The sequence below is a fragment of the Dickeya aquatica genome (assembly GCF_900095885.1).
GTDB classification, from domain to species: domain Bacteria; phylum Pseudomonadota; class Gammaproteobacteria; order Enterobacterales; family Enterobacteriaceae; genus Dickeya; species Dickeya aquatica.
This window is the reverse complement of sequence record NZ_LT615367.1, coordinates 2,741,432-2,762,463: the sequence shown is the minus strand read 5'-3', so window position 1 is coordinate 2,762,463 and position 21,032 is coordinate 2,741,432. Positions and strand designations below refer to the sequence as shown.

Below are 21,032 nucleotides of genomic sequence, written 5' to 3'. Positions count from 1 at the left end.
GAAAAATATCTATTGTCTGCCAGCGTTGGGTGCTGGCACTGGTGTGTGGTCGTAAAACAGGAAACCAATAATGAAACGAGCGCTGACTCTGATGGGACTCTTCTTTACTGCTTGTCTGACGGCAACCGCGCCTGCCTGCGCCGCGGAATATCCGCTGCCACCGCCGGATAGCCGCCTGATTGGTGAAAATATCACCTATGCGGTGCCGCATGATGGTCATCCGCTGGAAACCATTGCCGCCAAATTTAAAATAGGCCTTCTGGGTATGCTGGAGGCGAACCCCGGTACCGATCCTTTCCTGCCAAAGCCAGGCAGTTCGCTAACCATTCCGTTGCAGATGCTATTACCTGATACGCCGCGTGAAGGGATTGTGGTCAATCTGGCGGAATTACGTCTGTATTACTTCCCTAAAGGTGAGAATACGGTGCGAGTCTACCCGATAGGCATCGGCCAGCTTGGCCGCAATACGCCGGTCATGGTGACCCACGTCATTGAGCGACGCCCTAATCCTACCTGGATACCCACAGCCAATACGCGCCGTCACTATAAAGAGCAGGGGGTGATATTACCGGCGATGGTGCCGGGGGGGCCGGAGAATCCCATGGGCTGTTTGCACTGCGGCTGGAGAAAAGCGGTGGGGTCTTATTCGATTCACGGCACGAACGCTGATTTTGGTATTGGTATGCGTGTCAGTTCCGGTTGTATTCGCCTGCGCCCGGAGGATATTGAAGCGCTGTTCAACGACGTGCCGGTCGGAACCCGGGTGCAGATAATCAATGAGCCGATTAAAGTGGCCGTCGAGCCGGATGGGAAACGCTACATCGAAGTGCATCAACCGTTGTCACATACAGATAAGGATGACCCGCAAACCCTGCCGATTGCACTTGGCCAAAAGGTAAAAGCGTTTATCCATGATAAAGAGACTGATAGCCATGCGGTACAGCCAGCCATAGAACGTCGCTCGGGGATGCCTGTGCTGGTTAACGTAGGGCAGAGTGCATCATCACCATTACCTTGAAAGAAGAAAGGTCAGCGCGCGTTTACGCGCGTTCTGGCATGGCTTAAGGCCAGAGAGTCCGCACGCGAAGATAACAGGGAAGGAGAGGAATGAAACGACTGGACGTGTGTATCAGAGTAGTGGGCAGATAAGGCAAAAAAAATGGCGCACTGAGTGCGCCATTTTTCAGTCAGCCAGTTCTTACTTCTTGTAAGTACGAACCTGGTTGTCCAGGCGCTGGTTAGCACGAGCTGCGTCATCTTTAGCAGCCTGTACGTCGGTAGCCAGAGCGTCAACTTTGCTGGTCAGAGCAGATACTTTCTCGTTCAGAGAAGAAACGTCAGAAGACAGCTGATCCAGTTTAGCATTGCTGGAGCAACCAGCCAGCAGAGTTGAACCCAGGATTACCGCGCCCAGTACCAGTTTAGTACGATTCATTATTAATACCCTCTAAATTGAGTTAATCTCCATGTAGCGTTACAAGTATTACACAAACCGTTTTCTGATGAGAATAAATTTTTTATGGGAACGTGCTTAATTTCGATCGTTCGCTCAAAGAATCAGCGAGTTTTACAGGGAGGTTAAAAAAGTAAGTAAAACAGCGTTATTTTATCAGATAACTCTGGCCTTTATGGCGCGGGATATAGCATTTTTGTATAACCGATCACGCTATTTATCGGTTGCTAAAATGCAATATAAATAAAAAGCGCCCCGCAGGGCGCTTCAAAACGTTCTCATTATCAAATTACAGGCGGTGTACGGAGGCCGTATTGGTGGTGCCGCTTGATACCAGTGCGCCAGACACCATCACAACAACGTCACCTTCCTGGGCTAAACCACTGGCCAGTGCCGCTTCTTTGCCGATACGGTAGAAATCATCGGTGGAAGCAATTTCTTTGACCAACTGCGTTTCCACACCTTTGGTCAACAGCAATTGACGAGCGGTAATTTCATTCGTTGTCAGCGCCAGAATACGGGCATTCGGGAAGTATTTACGGATAGACTTCGCGGATTTTCCGCCCTGCGTTGCCACAACGATCAGCGGTGCTTCCAGCAGTTCGGCTGTTTCTACTGCGCCGCGGCATACTGCCTCGGTAATACGCAGTTTGCCGGTGTTGTGCGCTTTATCCAGACGCTGCTTCATGACCCGGTCAGTGCGTTCACAGATGGTGGCCATGATGCTGACGGATTCCAGCGGATATTTACCTTTGGCGCTTTCACCAGACAACATGACCGCGTCAGTACCATCAAGAATGGCGTTTGCGACGTCGCCTGCTTCGGCGCGGGTTGGGCGCGGGTTTTTGATCATGGAATCAAGCATCTGAGTCGCGGTAATGACCACTTTGCGCGCCTGATTACATTTCTCGATCATCATTTTCTGGGCAAAGATCACTTCTTCTACCGGGATCTCGACGCCCAGATCGCCACGCGCCACCATGATGCCGTCAGAGGCGTCTAAGATGTCGTCGAAGTTATTCAGGCCTTCCTGATTCTCGATTTTAGAGATGATCTGGATGTGCTCGCCACCGTGTGCTTTCAGGTGAGCGCGAATTTCTTCAACGTCGGAGCGTTTACGAATGAAAGAAGCGGCGACAAAGTCAACGCCTTGCTCACATCCGAAGATAAGATCGCGTTTGTCTTTTTCAGCCAGCGCAGGCAACTGAATGGAAACGCCTGGCAGGTTAACCCCTTTGTTTTCACCGAGGTCGCCGTTGTTGAGCACGTTACAGATGACTTCGCCACCTTTGATCTCAACGACTTCCATGCCGATCAAACCATCATCCACCAGCACGGTGTTGCCCACTTGCAGGTCATCTGCAAACCCGGCGTAGGTCACTGCAACGCGATCTTTGTTACCGATGATGCTCTGGTCAGTGGTGAACGTGAACGTCTGGCCTGCTGTCAAGGAGACATCCGCGCCGTTTTCCAGTTTGATAGTACGGATTTCAGGGCCTTTGGTGTCGAGCAGAATGGCTGCTTTCTGGCCGGTTTTTTCCATAACGGCGCGCAGGTTTTTGATGCGCTGACCGTGCTCGGCGTAATCCCCGTGCGAGAAGTTCAGACGCATGACGTTCATGCCAGCATTCAGCAGTTTGTTCAGAACGTCTTCTGACTCAGTTTTCGGGCCGATAGTACATACGATTTTGGTCTTTTTCATAACGGTAGTTTCTACAAGTTGTGATGGATAAAAAAACGGGATGACCGACGGTTAGATGCAGGCGAACCCCCGGCGACAGTCTGTTTGCGATGACATGAAAATGATAAGTATAGATGGTGACAGTTGCGGGAAGATGAAGAAGCACGTGAGCGGATACGGCCCGAAAAACATACGAAGCGAGGCGTCAATATCCCTGAGGATTGTGTGATGAGTTGTTGTGTTATCAGTGGCACGTGATTCGCTGAAACCATTCAATGAAACGACGTTCCGTATTATAGTTATCAGGCAAAGAGATACAAGCCGTTGACAGGAAGGATAATGCGTATTTTCGTGCTCTTGCGCAAAAAAAAGCGCGATTTATTGTTTTTACACAAACTTGTTGCGCAAATGCACGAAAAAATCAGCGATTGATGGCGGATGGTCAGTTCGCTCTTGCCCTGGTGTGCCGCGTCGTCATGGCAGGGGCCTTTACCGAATGGCTTGCGTCTGTTTTGTGTCGATCCGGCTCACGTTTCCGTTACCACAGACTTGAGCGTTGGCTGGCGGGTGGTAAGTTAACAGGGATGAGGTCTATCCGGTCAGTGCGGTTTTTGCATCATGACTGTGAATAACCAGGGTTGTTACTGCTCGAGGATTGTTACTGTATCGGCAGGCAAAACCAGATGTTCGCACCCGTTGCGAGTGTCTGGTTTTTTTGTTTTCAGGGCTCAGACAATGAAAATCGCCAAAATATTAAATAATAACGTTGTTACGGTCATCGATGAGCAGGGCAGTGAACAGGTCGTGATGGGTCGAGGGCTGGGTTTTAAAAAGCGGCCGGGGGATGACGTTGAACAGGCGCTGGTTGAGAAGATTTTTTCGCTGCGTAGCAGTGAGCTGACGGCTCGGCTGAGTGAAGTGATTGACCGCATCCCGCTGGAGGTCGTCACGACCACTGACAGGATTATTGCGCTGGCCAAGGAAACGCTGCCAGGCACATTGCAAAACAGCTTATACCTCTCGCTGACCGATCACTGCTATTTCGCTATTGAGCGCCATCGGCAAGGGGTGGATATTCGTAACGGCTTGCTGTGGGAAGTGCGGCGTTTGTATCAGAAAGAGTTTGCCGTCGGCCTGGCGGCGCTGGATATTATTGAACGGCGTCTGGGGGTGCGTTTGCCGGAAGACGAGGCCGGGTTTATCGCCCTGCATTTCGTGAACGCACAACTCGACAGTCACATGCCCGAAGTGGTGAAAATCACCCGGGTGATGCAGGAGATTTTAAATATCGTCAAATATCAACTGCATCTTGACTACAATGAGCAGGCGTTCAGTTACCACCGCTTTGTCACGCACCTGAAATTTTTTGCCCAACGTCTGATAGGGCAGTCTCCGGTTTTCAGTGAGGATGAGTCATTGCATGATGTCGTGAAGGAGAAATACCGGTTGGCTTATCGCTGTGCTGAAAAAATACAAGAGCATATTACGTTGAATTATGGTTATACCCTGACAAAAGAAGAACTCATGTTTTTGACTATCCATATTGAACGTGTCCGGGCTGAATTACAGGAGTCAACATGAGGGTGATGAAATAGCAGAAAGTGAAAATTGTAAGAAGTAAAAATTGCAGTTCGTCACAAAATAAACAATGGGTGTTTTTATGTCTTGCAAGAAGGGAAATAACCGGTAATCTCTGAGGCATGAAAATTGGATTGTGACTGTATCTTTGTTTCAAAGAATACAGGCAAAACCTGAACTGTTTTTGCAGATAATCACTGCGAAGAGACGGTTCAGGTTTTTTTTCGTCCTGAAAATGGCAGTGATGAAATTATTCTGAATGATCAGCCATATTTTTCAGGGATAGTGTAAGTATTAAGGATGCAGCGATGAATAATGAAACGTTAGCCAGTGAAATAAGGGATGGTGTCGGTGGACGGAGCAATATCATCAGTGTGATACACTGCGCCACCCGGCTGCGATTTAAACTACGAGATAACGCCAAAGCCAATATAACTGTACTGAAAAATAACCCTGACATCATTATGGTTGTAGAAAGTGGTGGGCAGTTTCAGGTGGTGGTTGGCAACCAGGTCGCCGATGTTTATCAGGCATTAATGGCGCTCGATGACATGGCCGATGCCGGTGAGGGGGCAGGCGACGAAAGCGCCAAAGAGAGTATGTTTGCCCGATTCATCGACATTATTTCCAGCATTTTTACTCCGTTTATTGGCGTGATGGCGGCAACGGGGATTTTGAAAGGGTTTTTAGCGCTGGGTATTGCCACTCAGGTAATAACAGAAAACAGTGGCACGTATAAACTGCTGTTTGCAGCCAGTGATGCGTTGTTCTATTTTTTTCCGGTTGTTCTTGGTTATACCGCGGGCAAAAAATTTGGCGGGAACCCTTTTACCACATTGGTTATTGGTGCGACGTTGGTTCACCCCAGCATGATCGCTGCTTTTACTGCCGCGCAGCAGCCAGAACACGCCATCCTGAATTTTTTGGGTATCCCCATTACCTTCATTAATTACAGTTCATCGGTTATTCCTATCCTGTTTGCCAGTTGGGTGTCATGCAAACTGGAGAAGCCGTTAAACCGCTGGTTACATACGAATATCCGCAATTTCTTTACACCACTGCTCTGTATTGTCATCAGTGTGCCGCTGACTTTTCTGCTTATTGGCCCGACCGCCACCTGGCTAAGCCAGATGTTGTCTGGTGGATATCAGTGGCTATACGGTCTGAATTCGCTGCTGGCGGGGGCGGTGATGGGAGCGTTCTGGCAGGTGTGCGTAATTTTTGGCCTGCACTGGGGGTTTGTACCATTGATGCTTAATAACCTGAGTGTCATGGGGCACGACACGCTGCTGCCGCTGCTCACACCGGCGGTACTGGGGCAGGCGGGTGCAACACTGGGTGTGCTGCTACGTACACAGGATATGAAACGAAAAGGTATTGCCGGGTCTGCGTTTTCGGCGGCCATTTTTGGTATTACCGAGCCTGCGGTTTATGGGGTGACATTACCGCTGCGTCGGCCTTTTATTTTTGGTTGTATCGGTGGTGCGCTGGGCGCGGCGGTGATGGGGTATTTTCATACCACCATCTATTCATTTGGATTTCCCAGCATCTTTACCTTTACGCAGATAATCCCGCCGGGCGGTGTGGACAACAGTGTCTGGGCCGCAATCATCGGCATATTGGCCGCTTTTACTTTTGCCTCGTTAGCCACTTACCTGTTTGGCATTCCTAAAATGGAGCCGCAAGTGCTGGCAGCACAAACGCCTGCTGCCGCATCCACGGAGCATTCACACACGATTACCGTGCGAGACGAAATGCTGTGCAGCCCGCTGGCTGGAGAGGTGGTGGCGCTGGAGAGTGTGGCAGATAAAACCTTTGCCAGCGGGGTGATGGGAAAAGGGATTGCGATTCGGCCAGCGCAAGGTCGGGTATATGCCCCGGCTGATGGCACTATCGCCTCTTTGTTTAAAACCCACCATGCGATAGGGCTGGCATCCAGCAATGGAGCCGAAATTTTAATCCATGTCGGGCTGGACACCGTGCGGCTTGATGGGCGTCATTTCACGCCACATGTGCGGGTCGGTGATGTGGTGCGTCAAGGTGACGTGTTACTGGAATTTGATGACGCCGCGATTGTGGCCGCGGGATACGATCTCACGACCCCAATTGTGATTACCAACAGTGAAGAGTATCGGGTGGTTGAAGCCGCCGCCAGAGGCAGTGTGCAGGCCAAGGCCCCGCTGCTACAACTGGCGCGGCAGTGATGAGTGAAATCTATACAGGAGAGTCAGTGATGAGTAGTCCTTTTCCGGCGCAGTTTCTTTGGGGCGGAGCCATTGCCGCCAATCAGGTAGAAGGTGCCTATCAGGCTGAGGGGAAAGGGTTGTCCACCTCAGATTTACAGCCACAGGGTATCTTTGGCGATATTGCAGAGCGCACACCGGGTGACAGCGGTATCAAAGATGTCGCGATTGATTTCTACCACCGCTACCCACAGGATATCGCGCTGTTTGCTGAAATGGGGTTTACCTGCCTGCGCACCTCGATTGCCTGGACGCGTATCTTCCCTGAAGGGGATGAGACGCAGCCGAATGAAGCCGGATTGGCATTTTATGACCGGCTATTTGACGAGATGGCGAAATACGGCATTCAACCGTTGGTTACGCTCTCGCATTATGAAATGCCTTATGGACTGGTCAAAAAATATGGCGGTTGGGCAAATCGGCTGACCATCGATTGTTTTGAGCGCTATGCCCGGGTGGTTTTTGAGCGCTACCGTCACAAAGTCAAACGCTGGCTGACGTTTAATGAAATCAATATGTCGCTGCATGCCCCCTTTACCGGTGTGGGTTTGCCGACAAACAGTGATAAAGGGGCGATTTATCAGGCCATTCATCATCAACTGGTTGCCAGCGCCAGGGCGGTAAAAGCCTGCCATGAGCTGATTGCCGATGCACAGATTGGCAATATGCTACTGGGCGCGATGCTCTATCCATTAACGTGTAAACCACAGGATGTGATGGAAAGCCTGCATCAAAACCGGGAATGGTTATTTTTTGGCGATGTGCAGGTACGCGGTGCTTATCCCGGCTATATGTGGCGGTATTTCCGCGAGCATGGCATCACACTGGCGGTAACCGAACAGGATAAGCTGGACTTGCAGTCCACCGTGGATTTTATTTCTTTTAGTTATTATATGACCGGCTGTGTCAGTACGGATGAAGCGCAGCGTGAGAAAACGCGTGGCAACATTCTCAATATGGTGCCCAACCCTCATCTGGAAAGTTCTGAATGGGGTTGGCAAATTGACCCAATAGGGCTGCGTTATTTATTGAATGTACTTTATGATCGCTATCAGAAACCGCTTTTCATTGTTGAGAATGGTTTAGGTGCTAAAGATACCGTGACAGAAAATGGCGAAATTCATGACGATTATCGTATTCGGTACTTAAACGATCATCTGGTACAGGTCAGTGAAGCGATTGCCGATGGCGTTGAGGTATTAGGATATACCTGCTGGGGGCCCATCGATTTGGTTAGTGCCTCAAAGGCTGAGATGTCAAAACGCTATGGTTTTATTTATGTTGACCGAGATGACAATGGGAATGGGACACTTGAACGGCGGCGTAAAAAAAGCTTCTATTGGTATCAATCTGTTATTTCCAGTCAGGGAAAAACGCTGACCCGATAAACTTTTTATTGATTAACCTGCGGATAAACCATCCGCAGGTGGTTAATACTTGCCTGCTTAATGGCAGCAGGGCGAAACGCTTTTTTTCTATTTCTGGTTTTTTAACAAAGTGACGGGGAAAGAACGTGATGAAAATAAAAAACAGCACATTGGTCATATTGAGTCTGTTATATCCGGTTTCTTTTATCGCAACGGCAGCACCGCTGAGTATTGAACAGCGGCTGGCTGCACTGGAAAAAGATTTAAAAGAAACCAGGCAGGAATTACAGCGATATAAAGAACAAGAAAAGCAGAATAAAACGACTGCACTGGTCAGTAATCATCAACCCCGCCCGATAACGGCAAATAATTCTTCTTCACTGGCCGGAAAAAGCGTTGCATCGCTTGCAGAAAAAAGCGTGTTACCTGCTACAACGTCAACCGAAAATCGACCGACCATGACTATCCATGAATTGAGTCAGGCAGTGAAAGACGATATCGGCTTTACCTATTCAGGGTATTTTCGATCCGGTTGGGCAAGCGGTTCACAAGGTTCGCCCAAATCCTGGGCCATTGGTTCGCTGGGGCGTTTTGGTAACGAGCATACCAGCTGGTATGACCTGATTTTAAAACAACGGGTTTTTAATAAAGACGGGAAATCAGCCTATGGCGTGATAAAACTTGATGGCAATGTCGGGCAATCCTACTCCGGTGGCTGGTTTGGTGAAGACAGTAGCAATGAAAATAAGTTGCAGTTCTCTGATATTTATTTAACCACCAACGGCTTTTTGCCCTTTGCACCAGAAGCGGATTTTTGGGTCGGTAAACATGCATTATCCGTGTATGAGATTCAAATGCTGGACTGGAAAAGTAATAAAACAGATTCAGCCGCAGGCATGGGCGTAGAGAATATCAAGTGGGGCGTTGGTGCGCTGGATGTGGCATTAACCCGCGAAGATATTGATGTCTACAATCGAAGTTTGACACAGTTTCAACAAGTGAATACCAATGCGGTAGAAGCACGCTACAAGGGCATTCCATTGTGGAATGGGGCCAGCCTGATGGTACTTGGCAAATATGCCATGGCCAATAAAAATGACACCCAGAAAAATAATGAAACCAACAACAATTATTTTCCAATGAAAGACGCCTGGCTGGGTGGCGTTGTTGTGCGTCAGTCATTACCTAATAACGGGTTTAATGAGTTTACTGCACAACTGGCCAATAACTCGATTGCCAGTAGCCTGGCGCGTTATGCGGGTTCCAGCCCGTTTGTTGCGGTAAACGGTAAATATTATGGCGATCACAGCGGTGGTACGGCGTTGAGATTAATATCGCAAGGTGAGATGTATCTGCGCCCGGATGTTATCGTGGCTAATGCGCTGGTATATACCCGTGGTCATGATGTCTATAGCTATGACACCGGGGCACATACGGATTTTGACAGTGTCAGGGCGGTGCTCCGGCCTGCTTATATCTGGGGGCAATACCATCAAACCGGTGTTGAGCTCGGCTATTTCAGCCAAACGAATAAAACTCAGGCGGGGCAATCGTTGACTGAGTCAGGCTATAAAACCACGTTATTTCACACGATTAAAGTGGATACCAGTATGCTGGCTTCGCGCCCGGAAATTCGCTTCTACGGAACCTATATTCGGGTATTGGATAATGAGCTTGATCAGTTCACATTTGCCGACAGCAAGAAAAACCAATTTACCGCCGGTGTGCAGGCGGAGGTCTGGTGGTGAGTTCACCACCTCTGTACTTGGCAATTTACGCTACCCCTACAATAAGAGGTTAAACATGAAAACCAGGAAAGGCTGTCTCGCACTCTTGCTGTCTTCACTGAGCCTGTGTGCGCCATTTGCTTCACTGGCGGCAGATGGTATTCCGGCACTGCCGCGTATTGATGTCGCAACGCGGCATTATGTATCACGGGTGAATGCCGATAACAGTATTACCTTTAGGCTGTTCGCACCGCAGGCACGCGAGGTGAGCGTTGTCACCGGGGCGACGCCTGAAACCTGGGTTGCCCATCCGATGAGTAAAAACGAATTGGGTGTCTGGTCTTGGCAGTCGCCACCTCAACAGCCTAATTTGTATGAGTATTTCTTTAATGTTGATGGTTTTCGCAGTATCGATACCGGTTCAGCGTTTCCTAAACCACAACGCCAGGTTAATACCAGTATGATTCTGGTGCCTGGCAGTTTGCTCGATACCCGGGCGGTGCCCCACGGCGAATTGCGCACCGTGACGTACCCTTCACCGTCACTGAAATCAGAACGGCAACTCTATATCTGGACTCCGCCGGGTTATAGCGCTTCCGGCACGCCGTTACCCGTGCTCTATTTTTATCATGGCTTTGGTGATAGCGGTTATTCAGCGGTGGCACAAGGGCGTATTCCGCAAATCATGGATAATTTACTGGCACAGAAAAAGATTGTGCCCATGTTGGTCGTTATTCCCGATACGGAAACGGAGACCGCTGAGGCGATACCGGAAGATTTCCCACCGAAAGAGCGGCGTAAGACTTTTTATCCGCGTAATGCCGCTGCGGCTGACAAAGAGTTAATTCATGAAATTATTCCGTTGATTAGCGAGCGTTTTCATGTGCGCCGCGATGCTGATGGGCGAGCCCTGGCCGGGTTATCACAAGGGGGATATCAGGCACTGGTATCCGGCATGAGCCATCTGGAACACTTTGGCTGGCTGGCAACCTTTAGCGGCGTGACGACGGAAACCGTACCCAACCCACAGGTGACGGCACAGTTGGGCCATGCAGCGGTTGTGAATCAACAGTTGCGTAATTTTACGGTGGTCGTGGGTGAAAAAGATACGGTGACCGGGAAGGATATTGCAGGTTTGAAAGCACAGCTGGAGCAGCAGGGGGTGCATTTTGACTACAAACTGTATCCAGGCCTTGGGCACGAAATGGATGTGTGGCGGCCTGCGTATAGTGAGTTTGTGCAGAAATTATTTAAATAACCCATAACGCAGTATGAAACACAAACGGGCAGGGGGACTCTGCCCGTTTGTGTTTGCCATTAATCCCATTTCTTGTGCAATGAAATCACGCCCCCTCCTGAGGGTGGCAATATTGGCGAAGAATATTGACGAAGGTACTAAAAACCGGAGGGACTACAGCCAGTCCTCAGAAATGAATTATATTGACGCTCCGGAGTCGCCAGCGTGACTAATGGTGTTCAATGTTGTTGTAGGAACTACTGCTAAGGAGTAAGGGATGATCTCTTTTTGTTCGATGACTGAAGAAGAGTATCCAGCTTTTCTCGACTATTTTATTTCTGATTATGCGGATGAGATACGGTCAAACTATAGACTTTCCCCGGCTGATTCTCTCGTAAGAGCGACTAAGGAAATATCGGAATCGCTAACGGAGGGCGTCAACACTCATGGACACGTATTATTGTGTCTTGTTGAACGGTCAGAGCAAACGGACAGGCATATCGGTTATCTCTGGTATAAACCAGATACAATTATGAGTAGTGTTTTTATCTGTGATTTTCATATTTTCAACGCCTGTCAGGGAATGGGGCTTGGTAAACAAACTCTTTGTGCTTTTGAAGAGCATCTACGGAAGAAAGGTTTTAAAGAAATCAGACTACGTGTTGCTGGCGATAATACCCGTGCCCGACATATCTACGAGAGCAATGGATTTGGTATTACGGGGGTCAACATGAGTAAGGCCATCACGGGCTGATGCACTAAGAATAGCCAGAGTAAGATGGATACCATGCTCGCCGCTTAACGCTGCCTGTTAAGCGCCGCATTCCTGGCCAGTCATAAGGTATAACGGCCATAATGATTTAAGCCTCTCTGGTTTACCAGGTGACAGGCAGCGCGTTAACGCCCCGCAGGTTTGCCCTGTGATTACGCCTGAGGCCTGGCATCATCGGCTGCATTGTTGGCAGGCGGGTCAGCAGGATATGCAGTGCAGCTTCCATTTCCGCAAGCGCGAGCCGATATCCCAGACAGTGGTGTATGCCGCCGCCGAAAGACAGACAGCGCCCTTCCTTGCGCCTGATATTCAGATTTTCCGGTGAGGAAAATACAGCGGGATCGTGGTTGGCTGCACCCAGAATAAGAAAAAGGTTAGTTCCACACTTGATGTGATGCCCCAGCACATCCATATCCTCCAGCGCTGTGCGATATAACATCTGAACGGAGCTGTCATACCTGAGACACTCTGAAACGGCTCCGGGGATCAGCGTGTCATCCTGCCTCAACAGTTCCAGCTCCATAGGATTGTTGTGCAGGGCCAACACGGCATTGCATATCATGTTTGATGTGGTTTCGTGTCCAGCAATAAACAGCAGTATGACGTTGGCGATAATTTCATCGTGCTGCAACCTATCACTATCGTTCTCACTGCCGAGGAAAAGTGACACCAGATCATTGCCGGTATTTTTCTGACGAGAAATGATTAATGCACTGAAATAGGCGTGGAGCGTGGAGAAGCCTTCCCCGGCCTTCAGAAGGTCAGTTTCTGTTATCTGGGGGTCGAAAATTTTTACCAGTGCCGATGCGGCATCGCCAAGTACCGGAGCATCGGACTCAGGCAAATCTAACATTTGACAGATGATCCGAACCGGTAAAGGAAACGCAAATTCCTTTGCCAAATCGCATGAGCCCCGGTCAATAAAGGCGTCAACCAGAGCATTCCCCGCAGTAAGGGCCATTTCTTTGAGCGGCGGAATCTCTTTTGTGCCGAAGGACTTCATGATAAGCCCCCTCAACCGGCCATGTTCGGGAGGATTCATGACGAGAAACATTTTGTTGATCCCCTGGAATACGGGCCGTTCTGCAAGCTTATCGCCAAAACGCAGCCGGACGCTCTCAATGTAGTTTTTACCAGCACGACGGTCATTTAGCAGCGCCTCCACAATGGCGTGGCTGCCACTGATCATGGCGTTCTCACTGGCCCGGATAAACGGCCCCTGTTCATGGAGTTTACGGTAGAGAAGAAAGGGATTTTCAGAATACTGTGGGTCCATCAGTTCATGAAGCTGCATAGGTTATCCTTCTGATATTCATAATTAAAAATGTGCTGACAAGTAATAACGCGCCAGGCATGTTGCTTTTGTTTGTGTCCTTAGATCTCATCAATAGGGTTTAGATACTTTACATTTAAAATAATACCATTGCGTTACAAAGTGACTTCCTGAATTCCTAAAATGAAGAAATGACGGGTCACTAACTATCTGAATTGAAGCCAGTGCGTTGGGGAGGTAATTGGGGTAGAAAGAGTAAGGCGGGGGCCGCGGAGCCGCGTGCGTTATCTCCTGGGGCTCTCAGACAAGAGCGAAGCCTTCTGTTTTGAGAAGGCATCGGCCCGCTGAATTCACCGCTCGTAGCAGCCCTTGCAGGGCAGAGCCAAAAGCGGGCGTTGCTGGCACTATTTCTTCTTATTAAGCATCGACTTTAGATCGGCAAAGGGATTATAGGTTGCTACACCCACATCTTTTTGCGCGTCTTCTCCCGCCACAACGGTTGTACCGTACTGCTCGGCTTCCGTGTATTTCGAGTGTTCGTGGTCATGACAATATAGACACAACAACTCCCAGTTGCTGCCATCTTCCGGGTTATTGGTATGGTCATGATCGATATGGTGAACCGTTAATTCGCGTAGGTTTGAATAAACAAACTCCCGTGAGCAGCGCCCACACACCCATGGATAGATTTTTAGTGCTTTCTCACGATAACCGCTTTCCAGCCGCGAGTAATTTTTTGGGATCAAAGCCATTGCTGATGCCACCTGTTATAAAGCGTTCATTTTACAATCTATCCCATATTATGGAACAGAAAGAGACCGTAGCGCACATGTCAATCCCTGTCCCCTCCGGCACCGGCATGTTTACCATGCCGGAATTCTGTTTCTGAATGGAGCAGGATTTTGGGTCAGGGCCACGTCAGCCAGAGCAGATTCTCTCATGCCAACAATGACCTAAAGATAAATTGTTTTGAGAGTGTGAGCCAGAGGAGGGAAAAATGAATGCTCGACAGAATACAACATGATAGAAATGAGTGAGTCAGAGAAAGCCGCGGCCAATGGCTTTTTTACGCATGATCTTATGCAAGGCAGAAGCAAGAATTGATAGTAAATTTTTGATTTTATTTAATGATTGGCGGAGAGAGGGGGATTTGAACCCCCGGTAGGGTTGCCCCTACTCCGGTTTTCGAGACCGGTCCGTTCAGCCGCTCCGGCATCTCTCCGTAAAAGTGACGCATATGATGCCCTGTTTTATGGCATGTTAACAAGTGCAAACCGACGCCTTTGAATTCAAGTGATGACTTAGCGAGCAACACCATGATGAAGTGGCAATGGAAGTCTTTTTCGCGCGATAGCGAACCAAACTGGCAGCCCGCACTATCCATTCCGCTGCTGGCCCCTTTAACCTCAGCGGAGCAACAGCAGCTTGTCACACTGGCACAGCAGTTTTTGCGCCAGAAACGGCTTATTCCACTGCAAGGCGTAGTCCTCACCGAGGTAATGGTACAGCGCATTGCTTTGTTGTTTAGCCTGCCGGTAATGGCGTTGGGTATTGAATGGCTCGATGGTTTCCATGATGTAGTGATTCACCCTGCGCCATTTGCTGTTGATGATGAGTGGGTGGATGAATTCGGGCTTGTGCACCGTGGCCCAGAAATTGCGCCGTCGCAACGCGGCGATCGGCAGGGCCCGTTGATGCTGAACTGGTTGGAAATTCAGGATTCGTTTGATTTATCTGGGTTTAATCTGGTTATTCATGAAGTCGCTCACACCCTTGACCAACGGGGCAATGAGCGCCCATCCGGTGTGCCTGAAATACCGTTACGCGAGGTCGCAAGCTGGGAGCGAGCGCTCCATGCCGCGATGGCTGAATTACGTGAGGAAATTGAGCTGGTTGGTGAAGACGCTGCCAGTATGGATGCCGATGCGGTGACCAGCCCGGCGGCGTGTTTTGCGGTACTATCCGAGTATTTTTTTAGTGCTCCTGACTTGCTGGCCGATCGTTTCCCCTTGGTATATCAACATTTTTGTCAATTTTATCGCCAGAATCCGCTGGCGCGTTTGCAACAGTGGCAACAACAACAGCTATCTAATGATAGAACCGAATGAAGGGTGGCAAGTGCGGCAATTTTCACCGCGTTGTACATAAGCCAAGCAATCGAGATAAAATCCTTGTATTGCCCGTTGACACTCAAAGGCACCACAGATAATATTCGCCCCGTTCCAGCGATTCCTCTGTAGTTCAGTCGGTAGAACGGCGGACTGTTAATCCGTATGTCACTGGTTCGAGTCCAGTCAGAGGAGCCAATTTAAAGAAACCAGATGTCTACTGACATCTGGTTTTTTGCATTTTATCAATGGGTTATCCCTTTCTTTAGGTTCATCTTCATCCATTCAAAACCACTCGAAGCCATACCTGTTTGCTGGTAAAAATGCGGGTAAAGCGGGTTCGATTTCGTTTTTACCAGCAATCGGAGGGAACCGTCATGCCACTTGCTGATATTAAAGTAAAAAACGCCAAACCATCCGAAAAGGTGGTGAAGTTCATATTATTTCAAACCCTAATACCCGTACAGGCCGCCAAATGTGCCTGTTAAATCTGCTTTGAACACCGGTTGCCCAGTCCCTTTTGGGCGTTGTCGCGTCCGGCCGTACTACCGGGCAGGACTGGGGCCTGGCAAGTGAGCACGGCAATCACCTCGCGTATCCGGTGTGAAATTTACCGTGACACCGTATGGATGAGAGCCGTCGCGGCAGCCGCAAGGTGTCACTCGGTCGCTTGCCCGGTTTCAGCCAGCGGGAACCAACCCTTTGCCATCATGATGACCGCCCACAGATTTTCTGGAATGCTCAGGTCCGGTACCGATACGGGATCAAGGACGCTGACAATGTCATGCGCGCGACCGGCCTTGGCCAGTGCGACCCAGTTTGGATTCATGACCAGCGCCTGGCCGATTGCGCTCAACGAGAGGCCCGCGTCCAGAGCCGCTTGTGCCTGCGCCGGCGTCTTTAGCCCGCCCGCAGCGATCAACGGAACGCGCCCGGCCACATGCTGAATGAGCAATTGCGTCGTCGTCTTGCCACTGTCATCCTCAATCGGCTTGCCATTGAGCACGTCGTGCAGTGACGCATGAAGATAATCAACGCCGGCGTTGATCAGCTCGTCGATCAGTATATTGGTATCCGCGAGCCGCAACCCGCCGTCAGCCTGTTCTTCAGGTGAGATACGGTACCCCAACAGAAAAGGCCGGTCAGTCTGCGCCTTGATGACCTGCCCGACGGCCTGAACAACAGACAACGGGAAGCGAAGTCTGTTGCTCAGCGAGCCGCCCCAATCATCGTCGCGGTGATTAGCCAGAGGCGAGAAAAAATCCTGAAGGAGGAATCCGTGTGCGCCATGTAATTCAATGCCATCGAAGCCTGCGTCGATCGCGCGTCGCGTCGCGTCAGCGAATGCCCTGATGATGTTCTCAATTTCATCATGTGTCAGTGCCGTGACGGTATTCCCCCCCTTGCTGAACAGACTGGCGGGTGCTTCCATCATGCTGGGGCCTACGACCCGTCCATCTGGAACAAGTTCCGGCACAGCCTTGCTGCCTGCATGAAAGATTTGCAGGATGGCGGGAGCTCCGCCACTCTTTGCGGCTTGCGCCAGTTTACGCAAGCTGGGTATGAAACGGTCATCGTAGGCAGCGAACTCACCCGTAAAGCCGACCCCTTCCGGTGTAACGTGCGTACAGCCAGTGATAACCATGCCGACATCCCTGACGCGGGCGCGAACGTAGTCAACCTCTTGATCTGAGATGGTTTCGTCAGGGTTGGCGGACCAGGTAGTCATCGGCGTCATGACAACGCGATTTCTAAGTGTCATACCATTTTCAAAGCGGAAATGGTCGAAAAGGAGGTTTGAATGGGCCATGAAATTTTCCTTGCAATGGTTACGGCACAATATTGACCCGGAAGGACCGGGTCAGGGTGTTGCTGGCTAAGATAAGGGGTATCGATTAAGTGGACTAGAGGCATAAAAACACTTAGCCTTATCATTTCAGTGATTAATCATGGCGGGAGAAGCCTTTGCGTCGCGACGAGATTGCCGATTTGACCGCCTTCGTGGTGGTTGCCGAGGAGCGCAGCTTCACGAAAGCCGCGCTTCGTCTGGGGATGGCGCAATCCGCCCTTAGCCAGATAGTTCGTCGCGTCGAGGAGCGCGTGGGACTTCGCCTGCTCGCGCGTACGACACGCAGTGTCGCGCCGACTGAGGCTGGAGAGCGTCTGCTTGCGAAACTTGGCCCTATGCTGCATGACCTCGACACGGTGATAGGCTCTCTCGGTGAGCTGCGTGACCGGCCTTCTGGAACAATCCGGATAACGACGGTGGAGCATGCAGCCAAGACCATACTCATGCCTGCCATGAAATCGTTGCTGGCAGACAATCCCGATATTCATATTGAGATCAGTGTTGATCATGCGCTGGTAGACGTCGTTGCCAATCAGTTTGACGCGGGTATTCGCCTGGGGGGCGATATTGACAAGGACATGATTGCAGTGCGGATTGGTCCCGACATCCCGATGGTTATCGTTGCCAGCCCGGCTTATCTGGCAAGACGTCCGGCACCGACAACGCCCGCAGAACTGATTGACCATAGCGTCATCAATTTTCGCCTGCCGACATCCGGCACATTGATTGGATGGCCTCTACTGAGTGACGGACGAGAAATACGAGTACGGGGACAGGGGCAACTGGTAGTGAATACGATTAATCTTCTGGTTGATGCGGTACTTGATGGGCATGGTCTGGCGTGTATCCATCGGGATCAGGTGCAGCAATGTATTGATAACGGCAGCCTTGTCCAGGTTCTTGGTAAGTTTACAACGACCATCCCAGGCTATCATCTCTACTACCCTAACCGCAGGCATCACTCTTCCGCGTTTTCTTTGTTTGTCGAAACCCTTCGATATCGCTCGTTGTAGTGGTCAACTCATGGGGTCAACTTCAGTGTGCCACTGCGAGATTATGTTATTGGGGTAACAAACGGGGTAATTTGAATTTCTATCGTGTGCTATAGATGATTGGTGCGACCGAGTGGACTCGAACCACCGACCCCCACCATGTCAAGGTGGTGCTCTAACCAACTGAGCTACGGTCGCATTATGGTGCGTTCAATTGGACTCGAACCAACGACCCCCACCATGTCAAGGTGGTGCTCTAACCAACTGAGCTATGAACGCATTTGTTTAAACATCATCGCCAGGCGGCGACGGGGACGAATATTAACGGGCTACCTGGATGCTGGCAAGGGGAAAAAACAAAAATACTGCTATCAACAGACTGATTGCACAGCTTATGGGCAGTACGCCGCATTTTTAGCGGCGTACTGACAGATTATCGCGCCGCTCTGGCGAGAATGTGTGCAACAGGTTGGCGCTGCACCCGACGGATGCGTAATACCATCATGGTTGCCGATGATGTCAGACCAACAATAAACCCCCACCAAAAACCGGCAGGCCCCATGCGAGGTAGCAGTATGTCGGTCAGCGCCAGTAGATAACCTACCGGCAGCCCCAGCATCCAATAGGCAATAAACGTGATGAAAAAGATGGCACGGGTATCTTTATAACCGCGCAGAACACCACTGCCAATGGTCTGTATTGCATCAGAAATCTGGTAAACCGCGGCCAGTAACATCAGGTGCGAGGCCATTGCTACCACCGCGGGGTCTTTATTGTAGAGCATTGCGATGTGCCCGCGCAGCGTGATGGTAAAAATCGCCGTGCAGACAGCCAGCAGAATGCCGGTAAGAATACTGGTGTGGGCGGCGATGCGGGCAGCATCCACCGCTTTTTCTCCCAGCCGGTGCCCAACGCGGATAGTGGCGGCAACGCCGACGGATAACGGTAATACAAACATGAGTGAACTGAAGTTGAGCGCAATTTGATGCCCGGCAACATCCACCACCCCCAGAGGCAGTACCAACAGGGCGACGATAGCAAACAGAGTCACTTCAAATAGCATCGCCAGTGCAACCGGGAGCCCCAGTCCGAACAGGCGTTTTAATACCGCCCAGTCCGGCTCCAGGCGCTTTTTCTGCCGCCGGATGTCCTTTAGCCAGTAGGCGTGGCGTGAGTACACCCCCAGTAATATCATCATTATCCAGTAAACAGAGGCCGTCGCGACACCACAGCCCACTCCCCCCAACTCCGGCATACCCAGTTTGCCGTGAATAAATATGTAGTTGATGGGAATATTGATAAGCAAGCCGATAAAACCGATAACCATTCCCGGTTGGGTTTTTGACAACCCTTCACACTGGCTGCGCAGAACCTGATAAAACAGGTAGCCCGGCACTCCCCAGAGTAGGGCATGTAAATATTTGATGGCTTTATCCGCTAATTCGGGAGCGCCATCATGCATCAGGCGAATAACATATTGCCCTTGATAGAGTACAAACATGGTGGCGACAGAAATCATGGCGGCCAGCAGAAACGCCTGTTGGGTTTGATGGGCGATACGGTCACGCCTGCCGGAGCCATTCAGGTTAGCCACAACCGGTGTGAGGGCCATTAGCAAGCCATGCCCAAACAAAATGACCGGTAACCAGATAGAGGTGCCCACCGCAACGGCAGCCATATCGGTTGCGCTGTAAGATCCAGCCATGATGGTATCCACCACCCCCATGGAGGTTTGCGAGACTTGCGCGATAATGACGGGGATCGCCAGCGCCAGCAGATGGCGCGCTTCTGATAAATACTTCTGCACAAAAACCTTCCTAGAACAGGATTGAGAGAGATCTCGCTACGAGAAAGACAATCATCCTTTATTCGTAAAAAAAGATAATGCATTGTAACGATTTACCCGTCGTAAACCAATGCCTGAACTGGCTGGTGAGTTCCGTTTGGTTTTCCTGTCAATCTGGTGCACACTGCCGTTCATTCGATGAATACGTTTGCGGGTTATTCCAATATAAGGAAAAGACGCGACGGTTGTATTCATCGCGTTTATTCCCGATTCAGGAGGCCAGAACACCATCATGTTTACCGGTATTGTTCAGGGCACGGCGACGGTCGTGTCTGTCGATGAAAAACCCAATTTCCGCACTCATGTTATCCAGTTACCTGCCGAACTGCTGCCGGGCCTGGAGCCTGGAGCCTCTGTGGCGCATAACGGCTGTTGCCTGACGGTAACGGAGATTGACGGCGATCGCGTGAGTTTCGATTTGATCAAAGAGACATTACGCCTGACTAATTTGGGTGATATCCAGGTGGGCGATCGGGTTAATGTTGAGCGTGCAGCCAAATATGGCGATGAAATTGGCGGGCATGTCATGTCCGGCCATATTATGTGCACAGCAGAGATAGTAAAGATCCTGACCTCAGAAAATAATCACCAGATTTGGTTCCGTCTGTCGGATGCCACGCTGATGAAATATGTGCTGCACAAGGGGTTCATCGGTATTGATGGTATCAGCCTGACGGTAGGGGAGGTGACACGCAGCCGCTTCTGTGTTCACCTGATCCCGGAAACGCTCCAGAGGACGACGCTGGGGCAAAAGCGGCTCGGTGATAGCATCAATATTGAAATAGACCCGCAAACACAGGCGATTGTTGATTCGGTTGAGCGCGTAATGGCAGCACAGCTGGCCCGGCAACAGGAAGAAGCGGCGTCAGCGCAGGACGAATAACCCTCACCCGGCGGCAAAGCGTG

The 21,032-nt window shown here is 50.4% G+C and carries 15 protein-coding genes, 4 tRNA genes and 1 pseudogene; 11 read left to right on the top strand and 9 right to left on the bottom strand.

Going from position 1 to position 21,032, the window contains the following annotated elements; genetic code table 11:
- Positions 1-70 precede the first annotated feature (70 nt).
- Positions 71-1,015, top strand: a pseudogene (locus DAQ1742_RS12490) (L,D-transpeptidase family protein); the annotation flags it as partial.
- A 183-nt stretch (positions 1,016-1,198) separates the two neighbouring features.
- On the opposite strand, the gene DAQ1742_RS12485 reads toward DAQ1742_RS12490, so the two are convergent.
- On the bottom strand, positions 1,199-1,435 hold the full coding sequence (locus tag DAQ1742_RS12485; protein ID WP_012769424.1) for a major outer membrane lipoprotein: 237 nt from the start codon (positions 1,433-1,435) through the stop codon (positions 1,199-1,201).
- A gap of 307 nt (positions 1,436-1,742) precedes the next feature.
- A complete protein-coding gene (gene pykF, locus DAQ1742_RS12480) occupies positions 1,743-3,155 on the bottom strand; it encodes a pyruvate kinase PykF (RefSeq protein ID WP_035341262.1) in 1,413 nt (470 codons plus the stop codon).
- A 714-nt stretch (positions 3,156-3,869) separates the two neighbouring features.
- Between pykF and licT the strand changes: the two genes are divergently transcribed.
- The 6 genes from licT to DAQ1742_RS12450 all read left to right on the top strand — a co-directional run bounded on the left by licT (position 3,870) and on the right by DAQ1742_RS12450 (position 12,040).
- Positions 3,870-4,715 (top strand): BglG family transcription antiterminator LicT, encoded by an 846-nt coding sequence (gene licT / locus DAQ1742_RS12475; RefSeq protein WP_035341264.1) that lies wholly within the window; start codon positions 3,870-3,872, stop codon positions 4,713-4,715.
- 305 nt (positions 4,716-5,020) lie between these two features.
- Positions 5,021-6,916, top strand: coding sequence for a PTS beta-glucoside transporter subunit IIABC (bglF, locus tag DAQ1742_RS12470; RefSeq protein WP_035341266.1), 1,896 nt, complete (start codon positions 5,021-5,023; stop codon positions 6,914-6,916).
- Between the two features lie 29 nt (positions 6,917-6,945).
- Positions 6,946-8,343 carry a glycoside hydrolase family 1 protein gene (locus DAQ1742_RS12465; protein ID WP_035341267.1) on the top strand — a complete coding sequence of 466 codons (1,398 nt, stop codon included), beginning with the start codon at positions 6,946-6,948 and terminating at the stop codon, positions 8,341-8,343.
- Between the two features lie 128 nt (positions 8,344-8,471).
- Positions 8,472-10,070: a carbohydrate porin gene (locus DAQ1742_RS12460; RefSeq protein WP_035341269.1), complete on the top strand. Its 1,599-nt coding sequence runs from the start codon at positions 8,472-8,474 to the stop codon at positions 10,068-10,070.
- A 55-nt stretch (positions 10,071-10,125) separates the two neighbouring features.
- Positions 10,126-11,307: an alpha/beta hydrolase-fold protein gene (locus tag DAQ1742_RS12455; RefSeq protein WP_035341270.1), complete on the top strand. Its 1,182-nt coding sequence runs from the start codon at positions 10,126-10,128 to the stop codon at positions 11,305-11,307.
- A 256-nt stretch (positions 11,308-11,563) separates the two neighbouring features.
- Positions 11,564-12,040: a GNAT family N-acetyltransferase gene (locus tag DAQ1742_RS12450; protein ID WP_035341272.1), complete on the top strand. Its 477-nt coding sequence runs from the start codon at positions 11,564-11,566 to the stop codon at positions 12,038-12,040.
- Positions 12,041-12,161: 121 nt separating this feature from the next.
- Here the strand turns inward: DAQ1742_RS12450 and DAQ1742_RS12445 are convergent, their stop codons facing one another.
- The 3 genes from DAQ1742_RS12445 to DAQ1742_RS12435 all read right to left on the bottom strand — a co-directional run bounded on the left by DAQ1742_RS12445 (position 12,162) and on the right by DAQ1742_RS12435 (position 14,553).
- Positions 12,162-13,352: a cytochrome P450 gene (locus tag DAQ1742_RS12445; protein ID WP_035341273.1), complete on the bottom strand. Its 1,191-nt coding sequence runs from the start codon at positions 13,350-13,352 to the stop codon at positions 12,162-12,164.
- 383 nt (positions 13,353-13,735) lie between these two features.
- On the bottom strand, positions 13,736-14,083 hold the full coding sequence (gene yajD / locus DAQ1742_RS12440; RefSeq protein ID WP_012770157.1) for an HNH nuclease YajD: 348 nt from the start codon (positions 14,081-14,083) through the stop codon (positions 13,736-13,738).
- Positions 14,084-14,463: 380 nt separating this feature from the next.
- Positions 14,464-14,553 (bottom strand) — tRNA-Ser (locus tag DAQ1742_RS12435).
- Between the two features lie 94 nt (positions 14,554-14,647).
- Here DAQ1742_RS12435 and mtfA point away from each other — a divergent pair.
- Positions 14,648-15,439, top strand: a complete 792-nt coding sequence (mtfA, locus tag DAQ1742_RS12430) for a DgsA anti-repressor MtfA (RefSeq protein ID WP_035341275.1) — start codon at positions 14,648-14,650, stop codon at positions 15,437-15,439.
- A gap of 122 nt (positions 15,440-15,561) precedes the next feature.
- Positions 15,562-15,637: transfer RNA gene (locus DAQ1742_RS12425), tRNA-Asn, on the top strand.
- Positions 15,638-16,097: 460 nt separating this feature from the next.
- Here DAQ1742_RS12425 and DAQ1742_RS12420 read toward each other — a convergent pair.
- Positions 16,098-17,249 carry an NADH-dependent flavin oxidoreductase gene (locus DAQ1742_RS12420; protein ID WP_035341276.1) on the bottom strand — a complete coding sequence of 384 codons (1,152 nt, stop codon included), beginning with the start codon at positions 17,247-17,249 and terminating at the stop codon, positions 16,098-16,100.
- A 155-nt stretch (positions 17,250-17,404) separates the two neighbouring features.
- Here DAQ1742_RS12420 and DAQ1742_RS12415 point away from each other — a divergent pair, with 155 nt between their 5' ends.
- Complete coding sequence (locus DAQ1742_RS12415) at positions 17,405-18,301, top strand: LysR family transcriptional regulator (protein WP_035341278.1); 897 nt, start codon at positions 17,405-17,407, stop codon at positions 18,299-18,301.
- A gap of 100 nt (positions 18,302-18,401) precedes the next feature.
- On the opposite strand, the gene DAQ1742_RS12410 is transcribed toward DAQ1742_RS12415, so the two are convergent.
- The 3 genes from DAQ1742_RS12410 to DAQ1742_RS12400 form a co-directional block, all read right to left on the bottom strand.
- Positions 18,402-18,478 (bottom strand) — tRNA-Val (locus DAQ1742_RS12410).
- A gap of 4 nt (positions 18,479-18,482) precedes the next feature.
- Positions 18,483-18,559, bottom strand: a tRNA-Val gene (locus DAQ1742_RS12405).
- A gap of 154 nt (positions 18,560-18,713) precedes the next feature.
- Positions 18,714-20,087, bottom strand: a complete 1,374-nt coding sequence (locus DAQ1742_RS12400; RefSeq protein WP_035341280.1) for an MATE family efflux transporter — start codon at positions 20,085-20,087, stop codon at positions 18,714-18,716.
- A gap of 271 nt (positions 20,088-20,358) precedes the next feature.
- Between DAQ1742_RS12400 and DAQ1742_RS12395 the strand changes: the two genes are divergently transcribed.
- On the top strand, positions 20,359-21,009 hold the full coding sequence (locus DAQ1742_RS12395; protein ID WP_035341281.1) for a riboflavin synthase: 651 nt from the start codon (positions 20,359-20,361) through the stop codon (positions 21,007-21,009).
- Positions 21,010-21,032 lie beyond the last annotated feature (23 nt).